Annotated in this window: 12 protein-coding genes; 11 read left to right on the top strand and 1 reads right to left on the bottom strand. The window is 62.1% G+C overall.

All coding sequences use genetic code 11. The features are described 5' to 3' along the window. Positions 1-46: 46 nt before the first annotated feature. Positions 47-727, bottom strand: coding sequence for a Bax inhibitor-1/YccA family protein (locus V6M89_RS06550; protein WP_332852445.1), 681 nt, complete (start codon positions 725-727; stop codon positions 47-49). A gap of 249 nt (positions 728-976) precedes the next feature. Between V6M89_RS06550 and ndk the strand changes: the two genes are divergently transcribed. From ndk to hflX, 11 genes are all read left to right on the top strand, one after another. Beyond that, on the top strand, positions 977-1,384 hold the full coding sequence (ndk, locus tag V6M89_RS06555) for a nucleoside-diphosphate kinase (protein WP_020701986.1): 408 nt from the start codon (positions 977-979) through the stop codon (positions 1,382-1,384). A gap of 73 nt (positions 1,385-1,457) precedes the next feature. Beyond that, positions 1,458-2,630 carry a 23S rRNA (adenine(2503)-C(2))-methyltransferase RlmN gene (gene rlmN, locus V6M89_RS06560; protein WP_332852446.1) on the top strand — a complete coding sequence of 391 codons (1,173 nt, stop codon included), beginning with the start codon at positions 1,458-1,460 and terminating at the stop codon, positions 2,628-2,630. After that, the gene (gene pilW, locus V6M89_RS06565) at positions 2,630-3,451 is read left to right on the top strand and encodes a type IV pilus biogenesis/stability protein PilW (protein ID WP_332852447.1); all 822 of its coding nucleotides are present in this window, start codon (positions 2,630-2,632) and stop codon (positions 3,449-3,451) included. Before rlmN ends, pilW begins: the two co-directional genes overlap by 1 nt. Positions 3,452-3,464: 13 nt before the next feature. Continuing rightward, positions 3,465-4,454 (top strand): helix-turn-helix domain-containing protein, encoded by a 990-nt coding sequence (locus V6M89_RS06570; RefSeq protein WP_332852448.1) that lies wholly within the window; start codon positions 3,465-3,467, stop codon positions 4,452-4,454. Positions 4,455-4,471: 17 nt separating this feature from the next. After that, on the top strand, positions 4,472-5,743 hold the full coding sequence (gene ispG, locus V6M89_RS06575) for a flavodoxin-dependent (E)-4-hydroxy-3-methylbut-2-enyl-diphosphate synthase (protein WP_332852449.1): 1,272 nt from the start codon (positions 4,472-4,474) through the stop codon (positions 5,741-5,743). Further along, on the top strand, positions 5,730-7,073 hold the full coding sequence (gene hisS / locus V6M89_RS06580; protein WP_332852450.1) for a histidine--tRNA ligase: 1,344 nt from the start codon (positions 5,730-5,732) through the stop codon (positions 7,071-7,073). Before ispG ends, hisS begins: the two co-directional genes overlap by 14 nt. Positions 7,074-7,124: 51 nt before the next feature. Beyond that, positions 7,125-7,778 (top strand): YfgM family protein, encoded by a 654-nt coding sequence (locus tag V6M89_RS06585; protein ID WP_332852451.1) that lies wholly within the window; start codon positions 7,125-7,127, stop codon positions 7,776-7,778. A 106-nt stretch (positions 7,779-7,884) separates the two neighbouring features. Continuing rightward, positions 7,885-9,021: an outer membrane protein assembly factor BamB gene (bamB, locus tag V6M89_RS06590; RefSeq protein ID WP_332852452.1), complete on the top strand. Its 1,137-nt coding sequence runs from the start codon at positions 7,885-7,887 to the stop codon at positions 9,019-9,021. A 4-nt stretch (positions 9,022-9,025) separates the two neighbouring features. Beyond that, on the top strand, positions 9,026-10,372 hold the full coding sequence (gene der / locus V6M89_RS06595) for a ribosome biogenesis GTPase Der (protein ID WP_332852453.1): 1,347 nt from the start codon (positions 9,026-9,028) through the stop codon (positions 10,370-10,372). A gap of 272 nt (positions 10,373-10,644) precedes the next feature. Beyond that, complete coding sequence (hfq, locus tag V6M89_RS06600) at positions 10,645-10,881, top strand: RNA chaperone Hfq (RefSeq protein WP_008450615.1); 237 nt, start codon at positions 10,645-10,647, stop codon at positions 10,879-10,881. 48 nt (positions 10,882-10,929) lie between these two features. Beyond that, positions 10,930-12,126 carry a GTPase HflX gene (gene hflX / locus V6M89_RS06605; protein WP_332852454.1) on the top strand — a complete coding sequence of 399 codons (1,197 nt, stop codon included), beginning with the start codon at positions 10,930-10,932 and terminating at the stop codon, positions 12,124-12,126. The last annotated feature ends 11 nt before the right edge of the window (positions 12,127-12,137 follow it).

Raw genomic sequence — 12,137 nt, forward strand, 5'->3', positions numbered from 1 at the left:
AAAAAAGCCGGCGCTAGGCCGGCTTTCGAGGGTGTTGCGGGTTCGCTTAGTCGCGGTTGCCGCCGAAGATGCCCAGCAGCGACAGCAGGTTGACGAAGATGTTGTACACGTCCAGGTAGATGTTCAGCGTGGCGCGGATGTAGTTGGTCTCGCCGCCGTTGATGATCTGCTGTACGTCATACAGGATGTAGGCCGAGAAGATCGCGATCGCTACCACCGAGATCACAATCGCCAGCGCCGGGATGTTCAGGAAGATGTTGGCGATCGAGGCCAGCAAAATCACCACCACGCCCGCGAACAGCCACGTGCCCATGCCCGAGAAGTCGCGCTTCGAGACGGTGGCCACGGTCGCCAGCACCGCGAATACCGTCGCCGTGCCGCCAAACGCGGTCATGATCAGGAAACCGCCGTTGGAGAAGCCCAGGATGCGCGACAGCAAAGGCGTCAGCATCAGTCCCATGAAGAAGGTGAAACCCAGCAGCAGGGCCACGCCCAGGCCGGAATCCTTGTTCTTTTCAATCGCCCAGATGAAACCGAAGGCCACCGCCAGGAACAGCAGTGTCATCAGTCCGCCGCCCAGCGGCAGGTGCAGCGAGACGCCCAGCGCCGCGCCAAAGATGGTCGGCACCATCGACAGCGCCAGCAGCCAGTAGGTGTTGCGCAGCACTTTGTGCTGCACCGACTGACGGCTTCCCGCCAGGTCGTAGGTGTTTTGCATGTTGTTCATAAGGAACCTCCTTCATAGTGATTCGAATACCGCTTGCCAAAAGCATAGCACGCCGGGGTAAAAATGCGCAAAATAGGCCCTGAAACCCGCTTAAAGATGGCTTAATCTAGCCATAGTCCTAATTTATGGTCGCTCTTGCAAGCTTATCTATGCCTGATTCTCGGTATATGGGGTGTTCTATGGTAAAATCAAAGGTTGATTGAGTTATCAATTTTGTTTTAAACCTTTCTTTTTATTGGAGTTTTTTAAATGGCAATCGAACGCACCCTGTCGATCATCAAACCAGACGCAGTTGCAAAAAACGTAATCGGCCAAATCTACAGCCGTTTCGAAGGCGCTGGCCTGAAGATCGTTGCTGCTCAAATGAAGCAACTGTCGCGTGAAGAAGCTGAAGGCTTCTACGCTGCGCACAAAGAGCGCGGCTTCTTCAAGGATCTGGTTGACTTCATGGTCTCCGGTCCAGTCATGATCCAGGCTCTGGAAGGCGAAAACGCAGTCCTGAAAAACCGCGAACTGATGGGCGCTACCGATCCTAAGAAGGCTGAAAAAGGCACCATCCGCGCCGACTTCGCCGACTCGATCGACGCTAACGCTGTTCACGGTTCCGACGCTGTCGAAGCTGCACAAGTTGAAATCGCTTACTTCTTCGGTAAGTAATTTTTAGTAGATCCGTTTCCGCACTGCGGTGCGGAAACGGAAAAAAATGATTAGTACTGTTTTGAACCAGAATATGAACGCACCTCTGACCAACTTGCTGGACTTCGATCCCGCGCAACTTATCGCTTACTGCGCCGAGTTGGGAGAGAAGCCGTTCCGCGCCAAGCAACTGCAACGCTGGATCCACCAATTCGGTGCGTCGGATTTCGACAGCATGACCGATCTGGCCAAGTCGCTGCGCGACAAACTGAAAACCCGCGCCCACGTCACGGCGCCGGCCGTCATCAGCGACCACACGTCCACCGACGGCACCCGCAAATGGCTGGTCGACGTCGGCAACGGCAACGCGGTCGAAACCGTGTTCATCCCGGAAGAGAACCGCGGCACGCTGTGCATCTCGACCCAGGCCGGCTGCGCCGTCAACTGCCGCTTCTGCTCGACCGGCAAGCAAGGCTTCTCGCGCAACCTCAGCGTCGGCGAAATCATCGGCCAGCTGTGGATGGCGGAATTCGAACTGCGCCGCACCAAGGGCATCGAGCCCGGCCCGAAAGGCGAACGCCAGATCACCAACGTGGTCATGATGGGCATGGGTGAGCCGCTGCTGAACTTCGAGCCGACCGCCACCGCCCTCAAGCTGATGCTGGACGATAACGCCTACGGCCTGTCGCGCCGCCGCGTGACCCTGTCCACCTCCGGCGTGGTGCCGATGATGGACAAGCTGTCGCAGGAAGTGCCGGTGGCGCTGGCCGTCTCGCTGCACGCCTCGAACGACAAGCTGCGCGACAGCCTGATCCCGCTGAACAAAAAATACCCGCTCAAAGAGCTGATGGCCGCCTGCAAGCGCTACCTGGAGTTTGCGCCGCGCGACTTCATCACCTTCGAGTACTGCATGCTCGACGGCGTCAACGACTCCGACGAGAACGCCCGCGAACTACTGGCCCTGGTGCAGGACCGCGAGTTCGGCGTCAACTGCAAATTCAACCTGATTCCGTTCAATCCCTTCCCGGAATCGGGCCTGCTGCGCTCCAAGAACCCGCGCATCAAGGCCTTCGCCCAGATCCTGGTCGACGGCGGCATCGTCACCACCATCCGCAAGACGCGCGGCGACGATATCGACGCCGCCTGCGGCCAGCTGGCCGGCGAAGTCCAGGACCGCACCAAGGTCGCCCAGCGCATGGAAAAAATGGCCGAGTACCAGCAGAAATTCGGCGCTGACTTCGGCAAGATCGTGGAGATCCGTTCCTGATGACCTTCCTGGCGCAGCGTAGCCGGCTCAGTCTCGTCGCCTTGTGCGCGGCAGGGGCGTTGGCCGGCTGTGCGTCGCCGGGACCTGAACGCGGCAAGAGCGGCCAGGCCGAGCTGACCACCGTGTCGGACCAGACAGCCGCGCAGCGCAAGGTGGAGATCCGCATGCAGCTGGCGGTCGGCTACTTCGAGCAGGCGCAGTACACCTTCGCGCTGGACGAGGTCAAGCTGGCGCTGGCCGCCGATCCGAACTACGCCGACGGCTACGGCATGCGCGGCCTGATTTACCAGGCGATGGGCGAGCAGGGCCTGGCCGAAGACAACTTCGTCCGCGCCCGCAAGCTGGCGCCGGCGAATCCGGATTTGGCCAACAATTACGGCTCTTTCCTGTGCCAGGCCGGCCGCGTGGCCGAGGCGCTGCCGCTGTTCGATGCGGCGCTGGGCAACCGTGCCTACCGTTCGCCGGCCAACGCCGCGAACAACGCCGGTTCCTGCGCATTGAAGATCAAGGATTACGCCAGCGCGGAGCGTTATCTGCTGCAAGCCTTGCAGTTGACGCCCGACCTGCCGGCCACCAACGCCAATCTGGCGCGGGTTTATTTTGAAAAGCGCGATTATGTGCGCGCCAATTTCTTCATTACCCGTCTGAACAAGGTGGCAAAGATGGAGAGCCTGACGGCCGATGTGCTGTGGCTCGGGATTAAGGTGCAGCATAGAGTGGGCGACACGGGTGCGGAAACCAGCTGGGCGACGCAATTGCGCCGCCACCACCCCGGTTCGACCGAGTATGCTGCTTATCAACGTGGGGCGTTTGATGAGTGAGACAGGGATACCAATGAATTCAGAGTGGGCAGAACCGCCAAAGGACCAGGGCAGCAGCCTGGCCACGCCCGGAGCACAACTGGCAGCCCGGCGTGAAGCGATGGGGCTGACGGTCGAACAGATTGCCGATCAACTGAAACTGGCGCCGCGCCAGGTCAAGGCGCTGGAAGCGGGCGACTACGCCGCGCTGCCGAATATGGCCGTGGTGCGCGGCTTTGTGCGCGCCTACGCCAAGGTTGTGAAGCTGGACGCCACGCCGCTGGTGGCGATGATCGAAGTTATCTCGCCAACCAGCCATGAAGCGGCGCCGCCGCGCAAGGAAATCGCGGCCACCTTCACCGAGTCGCGCTTCCCGTCGATGACGGGCCGTTCGCCAGGTCCGGCCGCATGGCTGGTGGGCGTCGCCGTCGTGGTGGTGGTTGCCGCCGCCGGCGCCTACGCCTATCAGGCCGGTTTGATTCCGGCCACGCTGTTCCAGCGCTCGGACAAGGACGAAGCGGCCAGCGCCAGCGCAGCCGTCGAGGCGCCCAAGCCGGCCGACGTGGCGCTTGCGCCGATCGAGACCACGCTGGCCAAGCCGGGCCAGGAAACCGCGCCGTTGCAGTCGCCTAGCGTGCCGCTGATTTCGGTGCCGCCGCAAGGCGCGGCGACGGATGCGGCGCCGGCAGCGGCCACGCCGGCCGCTGCGGTGCCTGCACCGGCGCCTGTTCCTGCCGCGCCAATCGCGCAAGTATCGCCGCCTGCCGCCGCTGCGGCGACGGCCAACGGCACCCAGCTGGTGCTGAAGGTAACGCAGGATTCGTGGGTGGAAATCCGCCGCCCGGGCACGACGCCGCTGATTTCGCGGCTGGTGAAAGCCGGCAGCACCGAGACCTTTGACATCAAGGATGCGGCGCTGCTGATCGTCGGCAAACCGACCGGCGTGGAAGCCACGTTGGGCGGCGCGCCGCTGGCGTTGCCGCCGGTCGCAGGCGGCACGATTTCGCGCGTCAATATCAAATAAGTACGAATAGAACGATCATGTCTTCAACGCAAACAGCTATTCCTTCGGGACCATTGAATCGCCGCGCCAGCCGCAGCGTGCTGGTGATGCACGGCCAGCGCAAGATCTGGGTGGGCGGCGACGCCCCCGTGGTGGTGCAGTCGATGACCAATACCGACACCGCCAACGTGATCGAGACCGCGATCCAGATCAAGGAACTGGCGCGCGCCGGTTCGGAACTGGTGCGCCTGACGGTGGACCGTCCGGAAGCTGCCGCCGCGGTGCCGTATATCCGCGAACAGCTGGACAAGATGGAGATCGACGTGCCGTTGGTCGGCGACTTCCATTACAACGGCCACACGCTGTTGAACGATTATCCGGAGTGTGCCAAGGCGCTGTCGAAGTACCGTATCAACCCGGGCAACGTCGGCAAGGGCGCCAAGCGCGATACGCAGTTTGCGCAGATGATCGAAGTGGCCGCGCGCTACGACAAGCCGGTGCGCATCGGCGTCAACTGGGGCAGCCTGGATCAGGCGCTGCTGGCCCGCATCATGGACGAAAACGCCGGCCGCGCCGAGCCGTGGTCCGCACAGGCGGTGATGTACGAGGCGTTGATTACCTCGGCCATCGAGAACGCCGTGCGCGCCGAGGAACTGGGCCTGGGCCGCGACAAGATCATCCTGTCGTGCAAGGTCTCGGGCGTGCAGGACTTGATCGCCGTGTACCGCGAACTGGCCAAGCGCTGCGACTATCCGCTGCACCTGGGCCTGACCGAAGCGGGCATGGGCAGCAAGGGCATCGTCGCTTCGACGGCCGCGCTGTCGGTGCTGCTGCAAGAGGGTATCGGCGACACCATCCGCATCTCGCTGACGCCGGAACCGGGCGGCGACCGCACCAAGGAAGTCGTGGTCGGCCAGGAGATCCTGCAGACCATGGGCCTGCGCAAATTTACGCCGATGGTGATCGCGTGCCCGGGTTGCGGCCGCACCACCTCGACCACCTTCCAGGAACTGGCCGACAACATCCAGACCTATCTGCGCGACCAGATGCCGGAGTGGAAAAAGACCTATCCGGGCGTGGAGGCGATGAACGTGGCCGTGATGGGTTGCATCGTCAACGGCCCTGGCGAATCGAAGCACGCCAACATCGGCATCAGCCTGCCGGGCACCGGCGAATCGCCGGCCGCGCCGGTGTTCGTCGACGGCGCCAAGTTCGCCACCTTGCGCGGTGAGCGCATCGTGGAAGAGTTCCAGGAAATCGTACTGAATTACGTGAAAAAGAATTACAGCCAAGAATATGTCCAAAACTGAAAAAATTGTCGCCGTCAAAGGCATGAACGACATCCTGCCGACCGATTCGCATCTGTGGCAGCTGTTCGAGAACACCGCGCAATCGGTGGTGCAAAGCTACGGCTTCCAGCAGATCCGCACGCCGATCGTGGAAAACACCGCGCTGTTCGCGCGCGCCATCGGCGCCGTGACCGACATCGTGGAAAAGGAAATGTACTCGTTCGAAGACTCGATGAACGGCGACAAGCTGACCCTGCGCCCTGAAGGCACGGCCGGCACGGTGCGCGCGGTGATCGAGCATAACCTGGTCTACGAAGGTCCTAAGCGCCTGTGGTACACCGGCCCGATGTTCCGCCACGAGCGTCCGCAGCGCGGCCGCTATCGCCAGTTCTACCAGTTCGGCTGTGAAGCCGTCGGTTTTAACGGCCCGGACGTCGACGCCGAAATGATCATGCTATGCCGCCGCCTGTGGGATGACCTGGGCCTGGAAAACATCCGGCTCGAACTGAACTCGATCGGCGACGCCGAAGAGCGCGCGCGCCACCGCGTCGACCTGATCGCGTATCTGGAACAGCACGAGGACGTGCTGGACGCCGAAGCCAAGCGCCGCCTGCACAGCAACCCGCTGCGCATCCTGGACACCAAGAATCCGGCGTTGCAGGAAATCGTCACCGCCGCGCCGAAGCTGCTGGACTACCTGGGCGAAGAATCGCTGGCGCACTTCAACGGCGTGCGCAAGATCCTCGACCACAACAACATCCCGTACGTGATCAACCCGCGCCTGGTGCGCGGCCTCGATTACTACAACCGCACCGTGTTCGAATGGGTGACGGACGCACTGGGCTCGCAAGGCACCGTGTGCGCCGGCGGCCGTTACGATCCGCTGATCGCTTCCTTCGGCGGCAAGCCGACGCCCGCCGTCGGTTTCGCGATGGGCATCGAGCGCCTGCTGGAACTGATGAAGGAAGCCGGCGAGCCGGCCGCGCCTGACCAATGCGACGTCTACCTGGTGCACCAGGGCGAAGCGGCGCAGCTGCAAGCCTTCGTGCTGGGCGAACGCCTGCGCGACGCCGGCCTGGACGTGGTGATGCACGCCTCGACCGCCAACGGCCCTGGCAGCTTCAAGACCCAGATGAAAAAAGCCGATGGCAGCGGCGCCTCGTTCGCCGTCATCATCGGTGAAGACGAAGTGGCCAACCACACCGCCAGCGTCAAGGCGATGCGCGCGGAAGAGGGCGCAGCACAGCAATCGACGGTGCCGTTCGACGACGTCGTCGATTTCGTGGTCGACCAGATCACCGACAGCGGCGACCATCACCACCACGTGCACGACGAGCATTGCAATCACTAAGCCGTACTTTCAATAACCCGCGTTTATTTAACCTCTAGCAGACGAACTGACATGGCATACGATCTCGAAGAACAAGAACAAATTGCAACCCTCAAAGCATGGTGGGACAAGTACGGCAATCTGACCTCGTGGGTGCTGATCGCCGGCCTGGCCGCGTATTCGGGTTTCACCGGTTGGAACTACTACCAGCGCAACCAGTCGATGCAAGCCGCGGCGCTGTACGACGAAGTGCAGGCGGCGGTGACCGCGAAAGACAACGCCAAGGTGCTGCGCGCCGCCGGCGACATGGAAAGCAAATTCGGCAACACCGCCTACGCCTCGATGAGCGCACTGGTGGCGGCCAAGAGCAGCTTTGAAGCGAACGACCTGAAATCGGCCAAGGCCCAGCTGCAATGGGCGGCCGAGCATGGCGGCGACGAGTTCAAGGCGGTGGCCAAGGTACGCCTGGCCGGCCTGCTGCTGGACGAGAAAGCCTACGATGAAGCGCTGAAGGTGCTGGCAGGCGACGTGTCGCCGCAGTTCGCCGGCTCCGTGGCCGACCGCAAGGGCGACATCCTGGTCGCGCAGAACAAGCTGGTGGAAGCCCGCGCCGCCTACCAGGCCGCGCTGGACGCCACCGACAAGAAGAACCCGGGCCGCCAGCTGATCCAGCTGAAGTTTGAAGCCATCGGCGGCTCCGTGCCGGCCGCCAAGGACGCCGCATAACCCAGCGTCATTCCCGCGCAGGCGGGAATCCATGCTGATCATATTCAGCATGGACCCCCGCCTTCGCGGGGGCGACGATGTACGTAACGATCAAGGTTGAAAATTTATGCGTATTACCGAAAAAGTTATTGCTGCAAGCGTGTTTGCGATGTTGGCCGGTTGTTCCTTGTTCTCGTCCAAAGATACCAAGAACCAACCGGCGCCGCTGGTTGAGCTGAAGGGCGGCACCACGCCCAAGACGGTCTGGAAATACTCGATGGGCAAGGCCGGCACCGCCGTCTTTACCCCGGCGCTGGTGGGCGACAGCCTGTACGTGGCCGACGCCGACGGCGCGCTGGCGCGCCTGAACGCGGCCACCGGCAAGGAACAATGGCGCGTCAAGACCGGCACCGATTTGACCGCCGGCGTCGGCAGCGACGGCGAGGTGATTGTGGTCGGCGGCGTCAAGGGTGTTATCCTCGCGTATGACGCCAGCGGCAAGCAGCTGTGGAAAGCCCAGGCCAGCAGCGAAGTGCTGTCGTCGCCGGTGGTGGGCGGCGGCATGGTCATCGTGCGCAGCGTCGACAACCTGATCACCGCGTATGACGCCAAGACCGGCGCCAAGCGCTGGAACGTCACCCGCACCACGCCGGCCCTGACCCTGCGCAACGCGCCGGGCATGGTGGTCAACGGCCCTAACGTGTACGTGGCCCAGCCGGGCGGCAAGCTGCTGGCGCTGGTGCTGGCCACCGGCCTGCAGCGCTTTGAAGTGGTGGTCGGCGAACCGCGCGGCGCCACCGAGCTGGAACGCGTCACCGACATCGCCGGCACCCCGGTGATACTGGAAAAAGATGTTTGCGCCGTGTCGTACCAGGGCCGCGTGGCCTGTTTCGACGCCATCACCGGCGCGCCGCACTGGAGCAAGCCTGCTTCGTCCGACGTGGGCGTGGCGGTGGACCAGCGTTTTGTATTCGTCTCCGACGACAAAGGTGAAGTTGCAGCCTATAGCCGTGAAAACGGCAGCAACGCCTGGAAGAACGACAAGCTGGCTTACCGCCGCCTGTCGACGCCAGTTTCCTACGGCCGTGCAATTGCCGTGGGCGACTACCAGGGTTATGTCCATCTCCTGTCACGGGAAGATGGCGCATTAATAGGTCGCGCCGCGACCGACGGCAGCCCGATCCAATCGGACCCTGTCATCGCCGGCACGAATTTGATTTTCCAAACCCAATCAGGGACAGTGACCGCTCTCGCGGTCGAGTAATAAAATGAAGCCGGTAATCGCACTAGTGGGTCGACCCAATGTAGGGAAATCGACCTTGTTTAATCGTCTGACCCGCTCGCGCGATGCGCTGGTGGCGGACTTGCCTGGGTTGACGCGAGATCGTCACTATGGCGAGGGCCGTGTCGGCGAACGTCCCTTCCTCGTCATCGACACGGGCGGCTTCGAGCCGGTCGCCAAGGAAGGCATCATGCATCAGATGGCGCTGCAGACCAAGCAGGCCGTGGCCGAAGCCGACATCGTCGTGTTCCTGGTCGACGGCCGCCAGGGCCTGACGCCGCATGACAAAACCATTACCGACTTCCTGCGTAAAAGCGGCCGTCCGGTCATGCTGGTCGTGAACAAGTCGGAAGGCATGCGCTACACCTCTGTCGTCGCCGACTTCTACGAACTGGGACTGGGCGAGCCTTACTCGATCTCGTCGGCACACGGCGACGGCGTCGCCGACCTGGTGGAGGAGGCGCTGGACCTGGCCTTCGCCCAGCGTCCGGACGATCCCGAGGAACTGGAAAAGACCGAGCACGGCATCAAGCTGGCGCTGGTCGGCCGTCCGAACGTCGGCAAGTCCACGCTGATCAACACCCTGCTGGGTGAAGAGCGCGTGATCGCCTTCGACATGCCGGGCACCACCCGCGACTCGATCGAGATTCCGTTCGAGCGCGAAGGCAAGCAGTACACGCTGATCGACACCGCCGGTATCCGCCGCCGCGGCAAGGTGTTCGAAGCGATCGAGAAATTCTCGGTCGTCAAGACCCTGCAATCGATCTCGGAAGCCAACGTCGTCGTGCTGATGCTCGACGCCCAGCAGGACATCTCCGAGCAGGACGCCCACATCGCCGGCTTCGTGCTGGAGACCGGACGCGCGCTGGTGATCGCCGTCAACAAGTGGGACGGCCTGCGCACCGACGAGCGCGACGAGATCAAGATCGACATCGACCGCAAGCTGGACTTCCTGTCCTTCGCCAAGATGCACTTCATCTCGGCGCTGAAGTCGCAGGGCATCGCTCCACTGATGAAGTCGGTTGAATCGGCCTACGCCGCCGCCATGTGCAACCTGTCGACGCCTAAGCTGACCCGCGCCCTGATCGAGGCCGTGGAGAAGCAGGAGCCGCGCCGCAAGGGTTCGATCCGTCCGAAGCTGCGTTATGCGCACCAGGGCGGCATGAATCCACCGGTGATCGTCATCCACGGCAATGCCCTGGACGCGGTCGGCGAGCCGTACAAGCGCTATCTGGAAAAGCATTTCCGCGATACCTTCCAGCTGGTGGGCACGCCGCTGCGCATCGAACTGCGCACCGGCAAGAACCCGTTCGCAAAAACTCAAGGCAAGTAACGTCATTCCCGCGCAGGCGGGAATCCATGCTGAGCCAATACATCAAGCGGCCTATGGATTCCCGCTTTCGCGGGAACGACGCGGAAAATTCGCGTTTTTTTGCAGGTGCGCCCTGCAAAAAAGACAAAAACAGGTTACAGTGGCTTAGAAGCACCATTCCCGGCGTGGCGAACGGTGTTTCAGCGAAAATTGTTTGACTTTCGCTGGGCCACGTACTTGAAATTAAGCGTTTCGCCTCCAATTCCAACACAACAACATAAAATGGAGCTGTTATGAGCAACAAAGGGCAACTGTTACAAGACCCATTCCTCAATGCCTTGCGCAAAGAGCATGTTCCTGTCTCGATCTACCTGGTCAACGGCATCAAGCTGCAGGGCCATATCGAATCGTTCGACCAGTACGTCGTACTGCTGCGTAACACCGTGACCCAGATGGTCTATAAGCATGCCATCTCCACCGTGGTACCGGCACGCGCCGTCAACCTCAACATTGAATCCGAAGCGGAATAAGCGCTTGCAACACTGCTTCTTCTCAACTCGCCCAGCCTTGACCGTCGTATGCGCGCAGCTCTAGTCGGTATCGATTTCGGTCAGGGCGACTTTGCCGCCAGCGTCGAGGAACTGAACCTGCTGGCCCGCTCAGCAGGTGCGGAACCGGTGACGACGATCACGGCCAAGCGTTCCTCCCCGGACGCCGCCTATTTCGTCGGCAGCGGCAAGGCCGATGAAATCGGTCTGGCCGTGCTGGATCACCGCATCGAAATCGTCATCTTCAATCACGCCCTGTCGCCTGCCCAGCAGCGCAACCTGGAAAAGCGCCTGAACATCCGCGTGCTGGACCGCACCAGCCTGATTCTCGACATCTTCGCCCAGCGCGCCGCCTCCCACGAGGGCAAGCTGCAGGTGGAGTTGGCTCAGCTGCAGCATCTGGCCACGCGCCTGATCCGCGGCTGGACCCACCTCGAGCGTCAAAAAGGCGGTATCGGTTTGCGCGGCCCCGGCGAAACCCAGCTCGAGACCGACCGCCGCCTGATCGGCGAGCGGGTCAAGGCCTTGCGCGCGCGCCTGGACAAGCTGCGCAAGCAGCATGAAACCCAGCGCCGTTCGCGCGGCCGCAGCCAGACGTTCTCGGTGTCGCTGGTCGGCTATACCAATGCCGGCAAGTCGACGCTGTTCAACGCCGTCACCAAGGCTGGCGTGTATGTCGCAGATCAATTGTTCGCCACGCTGGACACCACCTCGCGCCGTGTGTACATGGGGCAGGAAGTGGGCAACGTGGTGATCTCGGACACGGTCGGTTTCGTGCGCGAGCTGCCGCACCAGCTGGTGGCGGCGTTCCGCGCCACGCTGGAGGAGACCATTCATGCCGATTTGCTGCTGCACGTCGTCGACGCTTCGTCGCCGGTGCGCATGGAGCAGATCGAGCAGGTCAACCTGGTGCTCAAGGAAATCGGCGCCGACCATATCCCGCAGATCCTGGTGTGGAACAAGATCGACGCCGCAGGGCTGGAGCCGTCGGTCGAGCGGGATGAATGTGATAAGATTTCCCGCGTTTTCCTCAGCGCCCGCACCGGTCAGGGAACCGACCTTCTGCGCGGCGCCATCGTGGAATGGGCCAAGAACGCGCCGGGTGCCCGGCTCAATCAGGCTTACGACACTGGCGAGGAGGCTGACGTGGAAGCAGACGTAGAAGCAGGCGAAGAAGCAACTGAGCCGGATAGCAGTCCCACCCTCACTCATGTCGGATCACACTAATGCGTGTCTCG

The organism is Duganella sp. S19_KUP01_CR8, assembly GCF_036688705.1.
In the GTDB taxonomy this organism is placed as follows: Bacteria; Pseudomonadota; Gammaproteobacteria; order Burkholderiales; family Burkholderiaceae_D; genus Rugamonas.